The 16,637-nt window shown below is 69.1% G+C and carries 9 protein-coding genes and 4 pseudogenes; 5 read left to right on the top strand and 8 right to left on the bottom strand.

The features are described from left to right. Nucleotides 1–51 precede the first annotated feature (51 nt). Complete coding sequence (locus ACI2LW_RS30305; protein WP_404734446.1) at nucleotides 52–1,125, bottom strand: lytic transglycosylase domain-containing protein; 1,074 nt, start codon at nucleotides 1,123–1,125, stop codon at nucleotides 52–54. Nucleotides 1,126–1,236: 111 nt separating this feature from the next. Between ACI2LW_RS30305 and ACI2LW_RS30300 the strand changes: the two genes are divergently transcribed. Beyond that, the gene (locus ACI2LW_RS30300; RefSeq protein WP_404734493.1) at nucleotides 1,237–1,467 is read left to right on the top strand and encodes a hypothetical protein; all 231 of its coding nucleotides are present in this window, start codon (nucleotides 1,237–1,239) and stop codon (nucleotides 1,465–1,467) included. A gap of 608 nt (nucleotides 1,468–2,075) precedes the next feature. Here the strand turns inward: ACI2LW_RS30300 and ACI2LW_RS30295 are convergent. From ACI2LW_RS30295 to ACI2LW_RS30275, 5 genes and pseudogenes are all read right to left on the bottom strand, one after another. Then, a pseudogene (locus ACI2LW_RS30295) lies at nucleotides 2,076–2,267 on the bottom strand (ATP-binding protein); the annotation flags it as partial. Nucleotides 2,268–2,512: 245 nt separating this feature from the next. After that, nucleotides 2,513–2,785: an acyl carrier protein gene (locus ACI2LW_RS30290; RefSeq protein ID WP_404734445.1), complete on the bottom strand. Its 273-nt coding sequence runs from the start codon at nucleotides 2,783–2,785 to the stop codon at nucleotides 2,513–2,515. Nucleotides 2,786–2,937: 152 nt separating this feature from the next. Next, complete coding sequence (locus tag ACI2LW_RS30285; RefSeq protein WP_404734444.1) at nucleotides 2,938–4,533, bottom strand: acyl-CoA ligase (AMP-forming), exosortase A system-associated; 1,596 nt, start codon at nucleotides 4,531–4,533, stop codon at nucleotides 2,938–2,940. 188 nt (nucleotides 4,534–4,721) lie between these two features. After that, nucleotides 4,722–5,725: pseudogene (locus ACI2LW_RS30280) on the bottom strand (TauD/TfdA family dioxygenase). Between the two features lie 328 nt (nucleotides 5,726–6,053). After that, a complete protein-coding gene (locus tag ACI2LW_RS30275) occupies nucleotides 6,054–8,882 on the bottom strand; it encodes a Pls/PosA family non-ribosomal peptide synthetase (protein WP_404734443.1) in 2,829 nt (942 codons plus the stop codon). A gap of 715 nt (nucleotides 8,883–9,597) precedes the next feature. Here ACI2LW_RS30275 and ACI2LW_RS30270 point away from each other — a divergent pair. Then, nucleotides 9,598–9,864, top strand: a pseudogene (locus ACI2LW_RS30270) (ATP-binding protein); the annotation flags it as partial. A gap of 146 nt (nucleotides 9,865–10,010) precedes the next feature. Continuing rightward, entirely contained in the window at nucleotides 10,011–10,613 is a 603-nt protein-coding gene (locus ACI2LW_RS30265) for a DJ-1/PfpI family protein (RefSeq protein WP_404734442.1), read from the top strand. A gap of 397 nt (nucleotides 10,614–11,010) precedes the next feature. Here the strand turns inward: ACI2LW_RS30265 and ACI2LW_RS30260 are convergent. Further along, a pseudogene (locus ACI2LW_RS30260) lies at nucleotides 11,011–11,202 on the bottom strand (DUF6881 domain-containing protein); the annotation flags it as partial. Between the two features lie 252 nt (nucleotides 11,203–11,454). On the opposite strand from ACI2LW_RS30260, the gene ACI2LW_RS30255 reads away from it, so the two are divergent. Both ACI2LW_RS30255 and ACI2LW_RS30250 read left to right on the top strand, forming a co-directional pair. Next, on the top strand, nucleotides 11,455–11,994 hold the full coding sequence (locus ACI2LW_RS30255; protein ID WP_404734441.1) for a winged helix-turn-helix domain-containing protein: 540 nt from the start codon (nucleotides 11,455–11,457) through the stop codon (nucleotides 11,992–11,994). Further along, nucleotides 11,991–12,539 carry a transposase gene (locus tag ACI2LW_RS30250; protein WP_404734492.1) on the top strand — a complete coding sequence of 183 codons (549 nt, stop codon included), beginning with the start codon at nucleotides 11,991–11,993 and terminating at the stop codon, nucleotides 12,537–12,539. Before ACI2LW_RS30255 ends, ACI2LW_RS30250 begins: the two co-directional genes overlap by 4 nt. 1,065 nt (nucleotides 12,540–13,604) lie before the next feature. Here the strand turns inward: ACI2LW_RS30250 and ACI2LW_RS30245 are convergent. Further along, entirely contained in the window at nucleotides 13,605–15,707 is a 2,103-nt protein-coding gene (locus tag ACI2LW_RS30245) for a serine/threonine-protein kinase (protein ID WP_404734440.1), read from the bottom strand. Between the last annotated feature and the right edge of the window lie 930 nt (nucleotides 15,708–16,637).

Raw genomic sequence — 16,637 nt, 5'->3', positions numbered from 1 at the left:
ACATTACCGCCGAGTAGGGAAAGTTGTGGAGGGGGCGGCGCCCATCGTGTTCTAGCCGTTGCCGGTGGTCAGCTGCCCCGCGCTGGGCAGGACACCGCCGCCGGGCAGCGTGAGGGTCGGTCCGGGGATCGGAACCAGCGGCGTCCCGGACGCCTTCGGGAGACCGGCCGTGGGGGACGGGCCGGGCGCGCGTGGGGCGGGCGGCGCCGACGGCGTGCGCGAGGGACCAGGGACCGGCTTCCGGTCGTCCGACGGCTTCGACCGCTTCGACCGCTTCGACGGCTTCGACGGCTTCGACGGCGAGGGCTTCGGCTTCTTCGGACCGGACGGCTCCGGCCGGTCCGACGGCGATCCCCCCGACGCGTCGGGCACCACGCGGTGCCCGGTCAGGTAGTACGCGTACCACGCCTTGACGGTGTGCAGATAGGCGTCCGAGTGGTTGTAGCCGAGGATCGCCCGGTCCAGGTCGGCGGGGTTCGACAGGTTCCGGCCGCCCGCGCACAGGTAGCGGCCGGCGGCGAGCGCCGCGTCGTAGACGTTGTTCGGGTCCCTGCGTCCGTCGCCGTTGCCGTCCGCTCCCCAGCGGGCCCAGGTGGACGGGATGAACTGCATGGGGCCGACCGCGCGGTCGTACACCGCGTCCCCGTCGTACGCGCCGCCGTCGGTGTCCGCGACGGCGGCGAAGGCGCCGCCCGTCAGGCGCGGACCGAGGATGGGCGTCATGGTCGTACCGTCCCGGGTCACCCGGCCGCCCCGTGCCTGCCCGGACTCCACCTGGCCGAGCGCGGCGAGCAGTTGCCAGCGCAGCCGGCAGCCCGGCGCACTGCGCGCCAGCTCCGCCGCGGCGCGCCGGTACGCGGCGAACACGCTCGCGGGCAGGGCACCGCCGCCGCCCGTCGCCTCCTGTGCCGGGCGGCCCTCCTTCCGCGTCCGCAGCGGGGGCAGGCCGGTGCGGTACGGGGCGTCCCCCGACACGCTGGGGCCGTGCTCGGCCGGTGCCGTGCTCCGCGCCGGCTGCGCGGCCTCGGCCGAGACCGCTCGCGGCGCCTGCGACGCCGTGAGCACGGCCATCGCCGCCGCCGCTATCGCCGTACCTCTGGCACCCTTCAGTGCACGCGCTGTCACTGTGCAGTCCCCTCCCTGGGCGAGTCCGTCGTCTGCTCTACGCGGCCGGCGGGCTGGTCCGTCGCACGGAACCGGCGGAATCGGGCGGGCGCTTCCGAGGGAGCGGGCACGGTGGCCGCGAAGGACCGCTGGTCCACCGGGAGTTCGGTGATGCGGGCGCGCGGCCTCACCGCCACCGACGGGGTGTTCGCCTGCGGCCTGCTCCTGCTGGACCGCGGTGGGGTGCCGCAGTACGTCACCGGTGGTGCTGGAGCCGCACACCAAGGCTGGGCACTGGCTGACGAGGCGGCGGGCGCCTGCTCCGGCCAGGGGGCGACCGGGACGCTGGTGGTCGTCGGGTAGCCGTGCGGGCGGAGACGGATGAGGTCGGGGGCCAGCACCGCGCACAGCCCGTGACCGGTGCAGCGGGACCAGTCCACCCCCAGCCGGGCGTCCTTGGCGGGCGGGAGGGGCAGCACCCCGCGTGCGGGACGGCCGCAGCCCTGGGCCGGTCGGATGGACCTCGACGTCCTCGGCGAAGACGTCCAGCGCGGTGAGCAGGAAGCGGGCCGTGCCGTCCGGGTGCGAGCAGGCGTCGCCGGCCTGTGCCGCGCCAAGCGCGGACCGGCCGTCCTCCAGTACCGCCTCCGCGGCGCCGGCAGCCAGCAGGGCCGGGACTCGGCCGCGTGGGGCAGGCCGCGCCTGCAGGGCCGAGCCCAGGCGGGTGCCTGGTGGCGCTTCAGAGGAACGCCAGCAGGACGTTCCTCTCCATGCAGACCCGTGGGACGCCCGTCAGCTGGCGGCCGTCCTCGATGTGCTGCTGGAGGAGCTGGCCGGTGATCGCCTCCAGCCGGACGAGAAGCGACGCGCACTCGGCAGGGGAGAGGTCGCGACCGCCGTCATCCGGATGATCGTGGCTCCAGAGCGGGGGACACTCGCTCCGCGAGCGCTCGTCGCTCCCGTTGCCACAGGGGGCGGTGGCCGGCGAGGGCGCCGCCTGGGTCGTCCAGCAGGGCGATTCGGGCGGTGATGCGTTTGCCGGCCGGTTCCCTCTGTGCTTCGAAGCTCTGACAGACGGCCATGACGATCTCCAGGCCGTGTTGGCCCACCCGACCGACGTCTGCGGCTCGGGCGACGGGCAGCACCGGGTCGGAGTCCCACAGTTCCCTCACCCGCCACGGCCCACTCAGCACGCGCCCGGCCTGCGGCCGACCGGAACCACACAGACTGTGCGGCTGTCAGGGAAACGGTCGGGACGCTCAAGCACACGCCCGCGACCTCCGGTTGATGTCTCCGTCGCAGGGCATGTCGTTCCTGGTCAGAAGGCATCTGATTTTCCGGGCACGTCGCTCTTCGACAGGTCCGGACGGTGGATCCGGGTTTGGTACCCGACTTCGAGGAGTGCCCCTCAGCGCATCTTGGACTCCACGAAGGCCGCCAGCCGCCCGAGGGTGTCGAAGGTGTCACCGACGATCTCTTCGCGCTCGATCCCGATCCCGAACCGTTTCTGCAACGCGACGATGAGCTTGACGACGGTGAGCGAGTCGAGCTCAGGGAGATTGCCGTACAGTCCCGTCTCCGGCCCGAGGTGATCGGCCTGGTCCTCGATGCGCAGCGTGAGCACCACGACGGCCTTGACGTCCTGGAAAATCGCCTGCGAGATCTCTGGCGAGCGAGTCATATGGCTTCTCCTCATCGGTCGTGCAGACGACACGGGCGCGCTCAGCAAGCAACCCGACCGGGAGGCCGCCGATGTGGAAGATGCTGTCGGCGATCGCGAACCGGCTGCTCGCGGGGTGCGCGTGGGGCTGCGTTCATCGCGTGGGGCTGCGTTCATACAGGGTCGGGAGGGCGGGAGGCGGTGAGTTCGTGGCGAAGCAATGCCCGGTCGAACTTGCCGTTCGACGTTCGGGGCAGGTCACTGACAACCACCACCTCGGCGGGCACCATGTAGCCGGGCAGTTCCTGCGCCAGGCGTGCGGTGACCGCGGCCGGGTCGAAGCCGGAGGGATCGCACGGTGTCACGACGAGGACGACCCGGTGGCCAAGTACCTCGTCCTCGAGGCCGAGCGCGACGGCATCGTGGACCAGGCCGGTCTCGTACGCCACTTCCTCGATCTCTTGCGGGCTGACCCGATATCCCCGTGTCTTGATCATGTCGTCACGCCGTCCGACGAAGTACAGGAAGCCCTCCTCGTCCCGGACGACGACATCGCCGGACCAGACCGCCAGCTCGGGCGTACACAGCTCGACCGGACGGTTCGGCGGCGGCCGGAACCGCTCGGCCGTACGCTCCGCGTCATTCCAGTAACCCAACGCGACCAGGGGACCCCGGTGCACCAGCTCACCCGGCTCTCCGGGACCACACGGGCCGCCGTCCTCCCGGACCACGAGGATCTCGGCGTTCGGGACGGCCTTGCCGATCGAATCGGGCCGCCGGTCGACCTCGCGGGGATCGAGGTAGGTGGAGCGGAACGCCTCTGTGAGCCCGTACATCAGGTACGGCCTTGCGGTCGGGAAGATCCCTCGCAGTCGTTCCAGGGTCACGCGTGGGAGCCGCCCCCCGGTGTTTGCGAAGTAGCGCACCCCGGCCACGGCCTCGGGCGGCCACGTCTGGGCCGCCAGCCGGCTCCACAGCGGCGGTATGCCCACCAGCCCGGTGATGCGGTGCTCGGCGCACGGCCGGACGACATCCCCCGGCAGCAGGTAGTTGGCGAGCACCACATGGGCGCCGACACAGAAGCCGGTCGTCAATTGGCTCAGTCCGGCGTCGAAGCTCAGCGGGAGAACGGCCAGGATCCGGTCCTCTGCCGTGTTGTTCAGGTACGTGCTGACGCTCTCCGCGCCGACGACGAGGTTGCGGTGCGACAGCACGACGCCCTTGGGGGCGCCGGTGCTCCCCGACGTGTAGAGGATCGCGGCCACATCCGTATCGACGCCGTCCGCCGCAGGGCACACGGCCTGGCTCGCGCGCTCGGCGACCTGCGGCCAGGGGAGCACGCGGTAAGGGGCTTCATCGTCCTCAACAAGCGAGTCGCCCAGTACGAGGACGTGGGAAAGTGACTTGCAGGCGGCGAGTTCGGCGCGCAGGGTCAGCAGCCGGTCCGTGGAGGTCACCAGTACCCGGACGGCACAGTCGTCGAGGATGTGCCTGACTTGCCCGGCCCGCAGCATGGGATTCACCGGGACGAACACGCCACCGGCCCGCGAGCAGGCGAGCAGCGCCACGACGGTTTCGATCCGCTTGTCGAGGAAGATCGCGACGCGCTCGCCACCATCGAGGCCGAGGTCGCGCAGGCCGGCGGCCGCGCGCTCCGTCCGCTCGTGCAGATCGGTGTAGGAGAGTGTGGTCGTCCGTGCGGTCAGGGCGGGCGCGTCGCAGTCGCGTTGGGCGGACCTCGCAACGAGGTCCGGCAAACGGGTGATCATCTCGGCGGATTCCTTTCTGTCGCTTCTGCCTGGCAGCCGACGTATCCCAGCCCTCTGCCCTGCGCCGGCTCGTCTCCTGGGGCAGGGCCCAGACCGCCTGGGCGCTGGACGCGGAGGTCGGCAGCTCGCGCGGTGGACCTGGGCACCAGCACCGGAGATGACCGCGAACGGTTCCACGATGGACGTGGTCATCCGGCGTTGACCCCGACGGCCTGCGAGCAGTCGGCCAGGCGCACCGGGTCGACCATCCCGAGGACTTCACGCGGTCCGGTGAAGGGCTCCCTGCTGTGTGCGCTGCGGATGTTGTCGACGAGCATCAGATCGCCCACCTGCCAGGCCTCCCGCACGGTTTCGGCCTCGTACACATCGTTGACCAGCTGTACGACGTCCTCGCCTATCGGGTCGCCGCCCCCGTAGCGGGTGGTGAACGGCACCCCCTCGGCGCCGTAGGTGTCGACCAGGAACTCGTGCACCTCGGGGTCGAGCGTCCACTCGTTGAGGAAGGCGATCTGGTTGAACCAGCAGCGCCGCCCGGTGACCGGATGCCGCACCACCGCGCTGCGGCGCTGCCAGGTGCACAGCCCTCCATCGGGTTGCCACTCGAACTCGATGGCATGAGCGCGGCAGTAGCTCTCGACCGCGCCACGGTCCTCGGTGCCGAACGCCTCGGCGACCGACGTGCCGGTCTCCTCGTTGTAGTTGCGGACGAGCATCCAGCCCTTCGCTCGAGCCGTTCGACGAGGTCACCGGGCAGCGCGTCGAGCACGGCCGTCGAGTCCGCCACACCGGTCGCGCCGCCCTCGGCGGGCGCGGACAGGCACGCGAAGAGCATCAGGCCGGGAAACTCGAGCCGGTAGTTCAGTTCGTGGTGCATGCACATCGGCTGGTTCGGCGGCCACTTCGAGGAGGAGTACACGCCCTCTGCGTAGGTCCGGCGGGAGGCGAAGGCCTCTCTCTCGGTCATCGGGCCGGTGCGGGCCAGTTGGTGGAAAACGGCGACGGTCTCGGCCGCGTCGCGCAGCCCGAGGCCGCGGACGATGACCGATCCGTGCTCGGCGACCACCGCGCGCAGCGTCACGCGGTGCTCGGCTGCCCAGCGCACCGCGTCGCCGGCAGGTCTGGTGTGCAGGATCGGCGGCTTGCCGGGTTGCAGGCCGACCTCGAGCAGAGCCGCCTGGGAAGAGGACGACATCTCATCTCTCCTTGACTTCTCCTTGATTCCTCGATTTCCACGCAGGAAGGAGCCACCGATTCGGTGACACGTGGCACGCCCGGTGCTGTCTCGAGCCTGTCGTCGACCAGCACGGCCAGATCGGCGCGGACCGGGTGGTGGGTGAAGTCCTCGAGACAGACTGCGCGATCCAGGGCGATCGCCGGCCGCACCGCCGACAGCGACGTGCTCGGTGACGCCCGGTGCCGGGTCGAGCGTCCACCGCGGGATCGCGGTCGCGCGGCCCGCGCGCGGGACGGCCCGCCAGAACTCCCGGCCGGTTTCCACCCGGTTGTCCATCGAATCGTCCCTACGTTGGACGTTTGCCGGGTGTCAGTCGATGGGGACCAGCACGGCGGCGCAGTCGTGGAGGCTGATCCTGCGCACCTGAAACGTCGGCCGACTGCTCGCGCATTTTCCTGGCCGGGTTCCCGCCCCACAGCGCGTGCGGCGGCATCTCCTCGCCCTTCATGAGGAAGGAGCTGGTGGCAAGCACGGCGCCGTCGCCCATGGTCACGCCGTAGTGGACGAATGCGCCGACACCGAGCGTGCAGCCGGCACCGATCGCGACGCGGTCCGACTTGAATCCTCCGTCCTCCTGCGAGTGGCACTGAATGACGGTGTCCGCATTGAGGGTGCAGTCGTCCCCGATCGTGGTGAACGTCCGCTCGGGCACGCGGAGGCCGTCGTCGAAGACCCGGCGGCCGATCCGCATACCCAGCAGCCGCCAGATCACGTTCTTGAGCGGGGTGCCGTTGAAGAGGAGGACATAGGCGAGGGAACTCATTTTCCAGAAGCGTTCGTGCCGCCAGAAGGCGCGGTCGTAGATCGAGCAGCCCTGCGGCCGCAAGGCCTGCAGCGGCCGGACCAGCCGGTCGACCAGGACGTTGTAGGCGACGGTGAGGACGAAGACCCCGGCGGTGGCCAGTGCAAACGCGAGCGCGCCCAGGGAGGCCCAGAGGTCAAGGGCGGCCAGGTAGAGCACGGTGACGATGAAGATGAGGAGCCAGCGCACCAGCAGGAACAGCGTCATGCTGATGGTGTTGTAGACGTTCTTGGCCCGGAGGCGGCGGCGCAGCTCGTCCTCGCTCCCCACGTCGAGCTGCTTGTCACGCTTGACCGACCGCGGGATCACGAAGCTGGGCGCGCCCAGCAGGCCCACGCCTTCGCGCACCTGTCCGCCGACGGGAGCCATGACCTTCGTCGCGAGGAGGCAGTTGTCCCCCGTCCTGCCCTGCGCGGGATAGGCGATCATGTTCCCAAGGAAGTTCTCTGCCCCGATCGACACGCGGGACATCCGGAACGACGTGTTCGAGAAATCGGCATTGATGATGGACAGCCCGTCCGCGACCATGGTTCCGCTGCCGACAGCGCTGAGGAACGGGGTGTCGTGCTTGACCGTTTCACCGAAGTTCGAACCGGTCTGTCGCACTCCGCGAAGGTCGTAGCCCAGCCAACGCAGGTAGTGGACGATGCAGGAGGTGCCACCGAAGAGAGTTGTGTGGAACCTGCTGTTGCTCGTGCGGGCGATCGCGCGGTGGATCCAGTAGTGGAATCCGTACAGCGGGTAGACCTTGTCCGGCTTGATGAAGAGGTTCAGCACGCGCGGAACGGTTCCCACGAACACGAGGCCCACGAGCACGGCGCCGAAGAAGAGCACGGCGGATGTGACCAGCGCGTCGTCGCGGTAGAACGCCCAGCTCGTGAAGGAGACCGGTCCCGCGGCCGACAGCGTGGCGAGCTGCGGGACCTTCGTGAGCACGAGGACCACGACGCCGAACATCAGCGGCGTACCCACCAGAAGCAGGTTCACCAGCTGCACGGTCGCGAAGGCGACGCGTCGCCGGGTGCTGACGTCCATCGTGGGCATCCGCTGGCAGTCGACGTCGGCCGGCTGCGCCGGCGAGCCGTGCCAGCGCTCCCCGTCGGGCGCGGTCTGTCCCGAGTGCAGCGAGGAGGAGTGCCCCAGCTCGGCCCCGTCACCCAGCGAGGTCCAGATGTCGAGCACCGTCATCTCGCCGACGAGCGCGTCCTTGCCCAGGCTGACCGCGCCCGTGTGGATGATGCCGTTGTGGGCCCGGTAGCCGTTGAAGAACGAATCCTTCCGGATCACCGCGCCGTCGCCGATGCTGAGCAGGTCGGTGCACACGGGCACGTTCCTGGAGAAGATGACGGCGCCGCGCCCGACCTTCGCGCCCAGGGCCCTGAGGTAGAGCAAATAGAGCGGTGAACCGACGAACAGGGCCATCGGGTTCCGCTGGACCAGGGTCTTGACGAGCCAGAAGCGGAAGTACGCCATGCTCCAGACACGGATCTGCTGCGGCTTCCACCGGCCGATAAGCACCCACTTGATCAGGATCGGAAGGGCGCAGAGGCCGAGGAACATCGCGCCGCCGTACGCGACCGCACGCAGGTAGATGTTGACGGGGCCCGGGCCGGCCATGACCCATGCGTAGCCCTTCACCGCGACGATCGTGGTAAGGGCGGGGTAGCCGAGGAGGAACAGGAGTTGCAACGCCCCGCAGAGGATGTACTCACCATTGCGCGCCCGCCTCGGCGGCTCCACGAGAGCTGCCGGAGTTGCCGGCTGCGAGGCAGGCCTGGTTGTGGTGTCGGTTTTGGTGGTGGCGAGGGCGGCTGCGAGCCTTCGAATCGTCGGGTGCCTGTAGACGTCCGGCATCGACACCGAGGGCAGATCGGCCTGCTTCCGCACGCGGGCGCAAAAACGCGCCATCACCATGGAATCGGCGCCCAGGTCATCGAAGAAGTGACTGTCAACAGACAGGCTTTCGGCGCCCGTGATATCGGCGAGCACCTCGGCGAAGCGTTCCTCGCACCTGGCCAGAGTCGTCGGAGCGTCAGCCGGACCAGCGGTCAAGACGTCGTTGACAAGGGCCGCTGCGAGCCTTCGAATCGTCGGATACTTGTAGACGTCCGGCATCGACACCGAGGGCAGATCGGCCTGCTTCCGCACCCGGGCACAGAAACGCGCCATCACCATCGAATCGGCACCCACGTCATCGAAGAAGTGACTGTCAACAGACAGGCTTTCGGCGCCCATAATATCGGCGAGCACCTCGGCGAAGCGCTGCTCACACCTGGCGAGAGTGGTCGAATTGTCAGCCGGACCAGCGGTCAAGACGTCGTGAGAGTTCCCCATCGGCTGGGTCCCTTGAAGAAGGTCAGAGTGGTCGAGGCGGGCACGCTGAACTGCATGAACGAGATTTACGCACTCGCCTGGACTGCTACGGAGGCTGAGGCCGGAACACAGCTAAGTGATCGCCCACCTTGACCGTGGCGGTTTTGGCTGGCCCGACTCAGCGGTCTGATCCGGCCGACTGGATCGACAATATTGCTTACGTGCAACGCCTCCCTCGACCGCGGCGGCAAGGGGCCGGCCGATGGATCTTCCGTCCCCATCGGCAACCGTTGCTGCCGTTCATCCAGGTGCGGGAAGATCACACCGGATTTCGCGGCCAGCCCCGCCTCGATCCCTTACCCCGTCCCCTCGGCGCAATCCTGGTGTCCTGAACAGTGGCCGTGAGAGCAGAAAACCACGGGTCTTTTCTCAGGCTACGACTGTGTGCGCAAGGGGGCGAGCCGACGCCTGCCGAGCAGGAGAGGCGGGAGCCAGGGCCCCGGCTTTCAGGCGGGTTGTCCCGGTTCACGTCCTTCGACGGCAACCTCTACTCAGTGCCCGCCCGCAAGGTCCGCCCTCGGCATCTGGTCGAGGTCCGGGCCACGAAGCCACAGGTCAGGCTGCACTCCACCGTCGCGGACACCAGTGGCGAGACGCGGTTGCCCATACACCCCCGCGCGGTGGGCCGCACGGTCCGTGTCGTCGAGGAGAGCCACTGGGACGGCCTGCCCACCGGCAAGAGCCGTCGCACAGCGAGCTGGTCAGTACCCGCATCCGCATCCGCACCACGTCCGGCAAGCTCGGCCTGCCTCACCTCAACGAAACCGTCAACGAGTACATCCGGCGGGCCGACGACGAAGGAAAGATGGGCTACCTCGATTTTCTTGACCTGGTGCTGTCCGAGAAACTTGCCGTCCGTGACGACCGTCGCTTCCCCCAGGGACTACGGCTCTCCCGGCTCACACACCACAAAACGCTCGACTTATCCGGGATTAGAGTTCAATGGACTGGCGTATGCCCTGGTCCGGAACGTTGCTGACGCGTCGGTGATGTGCCGGGTAGAAGTCGGCTTGAGGGCCGGGCGGAAACGTCGTGACTGCGCGAGATCGAGCCTGCTTGGATCACTGTATGAGCAACGAAAACGTGCGGCAGATCGGGATCCTGTTGTTCCCCGACGTCGAGGAGTTGGACGCGGTCGGCCCCTGGGAGGTCCTGTCCTACTGGACTCGGGTCTTCCCTGAGGACGGGTGGGCGGCGTTCTGCTTCTCCACCGACGGCAAGCCCGTGACCTGCTCGAAGGGACTCACGATCGGATCGCACTACTCAGTGGACGACATGCCCGCGCTGGACGTCCTGCTGCATCCTGGCGGCCGGGGGACCCGGCCTCTGCTCAACGACAGCCAGCATCTGGAGTGGGTGCGCCGCCAGCGCCAGTCGGTTCCGCTCATGACGAGCGTGTGCACCGGCTCGCTGGTCTTCGCCGCGGCCGGCCTGCTGACCGGGCGTCCGGCCACCACCCATTGGGGCGCATTGGAACGACTCAAGGAACTCGACCCGACCATCGACATGCGGGCCGACGAGCGGTTCGTCGATGACGGTGACACGGTCACCTCCGCGGGGGTCTCGGCCGGCATAGACATGGCTCTCCACCTCGTCGCCCGGCTGTCGTCTCCGGAACGCGCGCGTCAGGTGCGCCGCGGCATTCAGTACGATCCGCAGCCACCGGTGTGACTGACCACCTCGCCGACGGTCAGTCAGGCACGCCACGCTGGCTGAGCCGTCGTCGCAGGCGGAGGATCTCGCCGTGTGCGGCGGCCAGCCTCTGTTCGAGTTTCTGGACCGCCACAAGCCGCCCGGCACCAGGAAACGGGGCGCTCGATCGTCTCTGAGATGCGATCGATGAACAGCAGAGCGGCCATAACCGACCAGCGGCCGGCCAGCGTCCAGCAGCGGACCTCCGTGGACCGCTGGCGCACCGTAGCTCGCCTCGCGGACTTCGCGACCGGCCAGTGCTGTCTGTCCTGCGCCGGGAAGTGGCGACACGACAAGCTGGACGCGATGGCGGAGCTCTTCACCACTGACGCATGGCTTCCGCCTGCCCGATGCCGGTGCGTCGCTTAAACTCTCGTCATCTCGCGCGGCGGGCGCGTGCCCATGCTGCCTCGAACTCTGCGGCGGTGATGGTCTCCGCGTGGAACTCCTCCTTGGAGTCGATCTCCTCCAGGTCCGGGAACGGGGCCTCGCCCAGGCTCATCGTGTCCGCGTCCCGGCCGGTATCGGCCCGGTCCAGCCGTCCGTCCCGGTAGACCTCGACCTTGCGGGCCTCGTAGCGGGGTCATCACCGAGTTCACTGAAGACCTCCACTGGTTCCTCCGCGAACTCATGGTCCCAACGCGCCTTCACATACGACGTCATCAGTTCCTCCTCCCCCGGCTCTCGATGCGGTTGCTCGTGTCCGATGACCCGGTCGGCCTCGCCCCACCGGGCCGGTGGTTGGGCCGCGGTTACTGACCTTTGCGGGGTCTTGTCGTTGGGGGCTGACGATGTGTGATCGTCGCGGTATGCCGGTTGTGTGAGATATCCGCAGGGTGGTGGGCTGACGCCGGAACGACAGGCGTTTCGCGAGCGGATCCGGCTGGAGGCCGCGGAGCGATTCGCTGCGGGTGCCTCCAACGCCGAGATCGCCAAGAACTTACGGGTGAGTGTGCGCTCGGTGCAGCGCTGGCGCCGGGCCTGGCACGACGCCGGCACCCAGGGGCTGCGCTCTGCCGGGCCCGTCTCACGGCCCAAGCTGAGTGAGGCCCTGTTCACCGTGCTCGAGCAGGAGCTTGCCAAGGGGCCGGTCGCGCACGGCTGGCCGGACCAGACGTGGACGCTGGCGCGGATCAAGACGCTGATCGGGCGCCGATTCCACAAGAGCATGACGCTGTCGGCGATCGCGCGGATGCTGCACCGGCACGGCTTCAGCCACCAGGTCCCGGCCCGCCGGGCCATCGAGCGTGACGAGGAGGCCGTGGTGGGCTGGGTGAAGGAGACCTGGCCGCAGGTGGAAGGTCCGTGGCGGCGCTCGACGCCTGGCTGTGCTTCGAAGACGAAGCCGGCTTCCCGATGACGCCGCCCACCACCCGCACCGGGGCCCGACGCGGACGCACACCCGTCATCCGGGTGCGGAGACGCTCCCAGCGCCGCTTCTCCGTCGCCGCTCTGGCCTGCTACAAGCACGGTGAACGCTCACGGCTGATCTACCGGCCCAAGCGGCATGTTGATCACAAGCGCGGCGGCAGACGCAGTTTCACCTGGACCGACTACCGCGACCTGCTCATCACCGCACACCAGCAACCCGGCGCGCCCATCGTGCTCGTGTGGGACAACCTCAACGTCCACAAAGACCGCCGATTACGGGAGTTCACCGACACCCACCACTGGATCACCTGCTACTTCCTGCCCGCCTACGCACCCGACCTCAACCCCGTCGAGGGCATCTGGTCCCTGCTGCGGCGCAGCAGCCAGGCCAACACCGCCTTCACCGACCCCGACCACCTCATCAGCACCCTCCGACACGGTCTCCGCCAGATCCAGTACCGCAGCAACCTCATCAACGGATGCCTCGCCGAAACCGGCCTCACCTTGACGACATCACAGCGACAACGTCAGTAGCGGGATCTCGCCCGCGGCTGACCCACGCCCCTGGTTCGCCGGGACGTCCTAGGATTTCGCACAGCACGTGCGCGGGCGGGCACCGAGCACTGAGCACTGAGCACTGAGCACCGACGGGTCGGCGGGCGCGCGAGGTATTCCTCGCGTCTCCGTGCAGACGCGGGGCCGAGAACTCGTGGTGGCCGGCACTTGCCGCAGCGCCCAACCGGCGCCGGGCCTGAGAGATCAACGTCGAACTGCAGCCCGCTGAAGGTGGAGCAATCCGCCCAGTCCAGCGGGTGATGAAGCAGCTCAAGAATGAGGCAGCCAGCCACATCACCGATTTTCCGCGCGAGGGTCGGGCCCGGTTTCGCTTCGGTCTGTCCCTGCTCGGAGAAGCCGTCGAGCAGAAGCACCCGGCGCGAGCGTGGAGCCGGGCGGCGACACGGGGAGTCACCCTCGTCCTGGCGTGCGCGCATCAGCCACAGAAGGCGAAACGGTCCATCGACTCCGTCGGCGGACCGTCGTGCAAGATGGAGGTCAGTTCGTATATGGGCGGGGTGGGTAAAGCCGTGCGCCGGCGACTGCGCGCAGCGGTTCTAGGACGGACTCCACACACAGAGCGTGAACACCTGTCCCGGGCCTTGCCTCACACACAGCCCGGCGGGTTCTGGGGGCCCATGCAGTCCTCATTCACCGACTGAGTCGGTGTCTTGGTCGGCTGAGGCGTTGCCTCGGCGCTGGCCACGCCCACCGTTCCGGCGAGCAGCGCGGCAACGCAGAACGCACCGAGGAGGTGCCGGATGCGTTTCCGGGTCCTTGTCACCATGATGATCTCCCATGACCTGGGGCGAATAGTCCGCGTTTGTCGGTTTAGTGCTCCAGCTTGGTCTGCAGCCTGGACGGCTGTCAACCACTGCTCCTTCCTGGTCAACGGTCGGGGGGGATGGGAGTGCGGTGGGGTGGTGACCATCAGCGTGGGACCGCAGCGTGGAACCGCAGCGAAGGCCCGACCGGCGACCGGCAGCCGCACACCACCGGCCCGCCGCGGCGCACGACGTGGCCGCCCCAGAGGAGAAGGGGAGGTCAGAACTCGATCACCGACACCGAGGCCGAGCCGGCGTTGGCCGCATACGCCCGGCGTCCGTCCGGGGAGACAGTCACCCACACTGGATATCCGCCGACACGAATGGGGCTGCCCACGGTGCGCTGGGCGTCGGTGTCGATGACCGACACCGAATCAGGGCTGGCGTTGGCTGTGTAGGCCCGGCGTCCGTCCCGGGAGACCGCCACCGCGACCGGCTTGTCGCCTACACGGATGGGGCTGCCCACGGTCCGGTTGGTGGCCGTGTCGATCACCGACACCGAATCGGAACCCGAGTCGGGCGTGTAGGCCAGGCTTCCGTCCTGGGAGACCGCCACCCCGTAGGGCTTGTCGCCGACAGGGATGGAGCTGCCCACAGTGCGGTTGGTGGCCGTGTCGATCACCGACACCGAATCGGAACCGGCGTTGGCCACGTAGACCCAGCGTCCGTCTGGAGAGACCACCACCCCGACCGGACTCTTGCCGACGTGGATGGCGTTGCCCACGGTGCGGTTGGTGGCCGTGTCGATCACCGACACCGAGTCCGAGCCCGAGTTGGCCGTGTAGGCCAGGCTTCCGTCCGGGGAGACCGCCACCCCGTAGGGCTTGTCGCCGACAGGGATGGGGCTGCCCACGGTGCGGTTGGTAGCGGTGTCGATCACCGAGACTGAGGCCGGGCCGAAGTAGTTGGTCGCATAGGCCCGGCGCCCGTCCTGGGAGACCGCCACCCCGCCCGGGGATTTGCCGACCTGGATCGAGGACACGGTCGGTGCGGCGGGACCCGAGGAATGGGACTGTGCCAGGTAGATGCCCGCGCCCGTCGCGACAAGCGCTGCCAGCGCCACGCCCGCCATGAGCCTGGCGCGTCGTCTTCCGGGCCGCGGCGGGCGGGGCCGCAGCCGGGCCTCGTCCCCTGTGTTCCGCAGCGGTGTCCGACCCGACGCGACGGACCCGGCCGGGCCGGCCACGGCCTCCGGCTCAGCCGGCTCGCCCGGCTCCTCCGGCTCCCCCGGCTCCTCCGGCTCGGCCGGCTCCCCCGGCTCCTCCGGCTCGGCCGGCTCCCCCGGCGCCTCCGGCGCCTCCGGCTCGGCCGGCTCCCCCGGCGCCTCCGGCTCGGCCGACGACAGGAGCACGGTCGGCGGGGCCGATTCCGGGGGGCACGGCCGCTTCGAGACGGGAGGCTGCTCGCGCATCTTCAGCGAGGGAGCCGCTTGCTGCACAAGGGAGGGGTCCGACTGGTCGACGATGGAGGCGAGCCGCCGGGCGGCCTCCTCACCGTCCATCCTGTCCACGGGGTCCTTCGCCAGCAGGCCGATGAGGACCGGGGTCAGCTCCGTCGCTTGGCGCGGCAGGTTCGGGGACTCGAACAGCAGGGCGCTCAGCGTTGCGACGGCGGTGTCGCGGTCAAAGGGACCGGCTCCCTCGAGGGCGTAGTACAGGGTGGCCCCTAGCGAGAAGAGGTCTGCGGCAGGGGTGGGCGGATGACTGTTGGCCCGCTCCGGGGCCATGAAGCGCGGCGTCCCCAGGAGTTCCATAGTGGCAGTCAGACGGTCCTCTCCGGAGCTCGGCTCCAGCGCGATGCCGTAGTCGGTGAGCATCACCTGGCCGCCACTCTCCGTCGGGGAGGGCTGGTGTGCCAGATGGGCCAACAGGATGTTGGCCGGTTTTACGTCCCGGTGCAGGACACCGAGCCGGTGTCCCTCCAGCAGGGCATCGAGGACCGCCAGGCCGATCCGGGCGACATCGCCGGGCGGCAGCGGCCCCTGCTCGCGCACCACAGCCTCCAGATCCATGGCGTCGGGGACGAACTCCATGACGATCCACGGCAGGCCGTCCTCCTCCACGATGTCGTGCACAGTGACGACATGCGGATGGTTGCGCAGGCGGGCGGCGTGCCGGGCCTCGCCGCGGGCCCTGGCGATCCTGCTGCGCGCCTCGTCTTCGGAGACGCCCGGCGGCAGAATGATCTCCTTGAGCGTGACCTCGCACGCCAGTTCCTGGTCGTACGCCAGCCACACGCATCCCATGCCGCCGGTACCGAGCCGGCGCAGAAGCCGGTAACGTCCGATGATCACACGCCCGGCGGCCTCTTGCGCTCCTGACATGTCGCCCCTCTTCCAGGCCGGCCGACAGTGGTGCCTCGGCGAGCGCTGAAGAGTCTCTCTCCACGTATTGCATATCGCTGGAAAAACGGCAAGTCGTCCTAAACAGGTGGCAAACTACACTCGCTCCACTCGGCGGTGCCGCCATCAGGAACGACCACGCGCGAGCCGCGAGCCGCGAGCATCGGGGCATCACCCAGCGGGCAGGCAGGGCGCTGTGCCACCCGCGCCCCCGAGGCCGGGCAATCCGCGCCCCGCCCGGCCCGCGCACCTCACTGAGTACCGTCCTGGTACGTCCCACCCCGGCAGGATCATGCTGGTGGGCAAGGGCCCGGACCGCCCGACCGCGGAGGCCCCGGAAAACAGCGCCCGCCCCGGCGGCAGGACGGTCCGGGCCATGCACTCCCGCAGGACGCCGCCGGGGCGCAAACCGGTTTCGGGGCGGTGCGGAAAAGGCTCCCGGGTGCCGTCGTCGGCGCCCGGGAGTCTCGGGGGGGCCGGCCGTTGGCAGGAGCGGGCCGGAAGTTTCGGGCTTCCTGGAGCCCGAAGGGGCCTCGGAGCCACGCCAGGGAAAACCCTGCGCCGGGGCAGGCGCGTGCGAGCGGCCTGCACACGCAGTGCAAAGAACGCGGCCACCGAGCCGTCCTGTCGCGGGCGAGCCCGAGTGCCACGTCCGTCATGCCGCCGTCGCACCTGCCGCCACCCTGTTGCCGCCGGGGCCGCATCCAGCCGGCTGGGAGCGATGCCGGGATCGGCCGGCCTCGACCTCATACCGGAGAAGAAATTCCCACCGCCAGCCGAGATCACCCAACGTAATCAAGCACTACTAGGAACTGTCGGGACTGCTGCAGGGTTGGGTGACACCTGACCTGGCTTGCTGAGAAGCGGCCTGGAAGGATGTTGCAGTGCCCAAGCCGTATCCGAAGGAGTTCC

Origin of the sequence: Streptomyces sp. NPDC004065, from assembly GCF_044903565.1 — a bacterium.
Classification (GTDB): Bacteria; Actinomycetota; Actinomycetes; order Streptomycetales; family Streptomycetaceae; genus Streptomyces.
Note: the sequence above shows the minus strand (reverse complement) of the source record. Positions and strands in the feature narration are given on the sequence as shown.

Bases quoted from the DNA above. Each gene is read 5' to 3' on its own strand.
- ACI2LW_RS30290 (WP_404734445.1), bottom strand. From the start codon at position 2,785: ATGACTCGCTCGCCAGAGATCTCGCAGGCGATTTTCCAGGACGTCAAG.
- ACI2LW_RS30285 (WP_404734444.1), bottom strand. From the start codon at position 4,533: ATGATCACCCGTTTGCCGGACCTCGTTGCGAGGTCCGCCCAACGCGAC.
- ACI2LW_RS30265 (WP_404734442.1), top strand. From the start codon at position 10,011: ATGAGCAACGAAAACGTGCGGCAGATCGGGATCCTGTTGTTCCCCGAC.
- ACI2LW_RS30250 (WP_404734492.1), top strand. From the start codon at position 11,991: ATGACGCCGCCCACCACCCGCACCGGGGCCCGACGCGGACGCACACCC.
- ACI2LW_RS30245 (WP_404734440.1), bottom strand. From the start codon at position 15,707: ATGTCAGGAGCGCAAGAGGCCGCCGGGCGTGTGATCATCGGACGTTAC.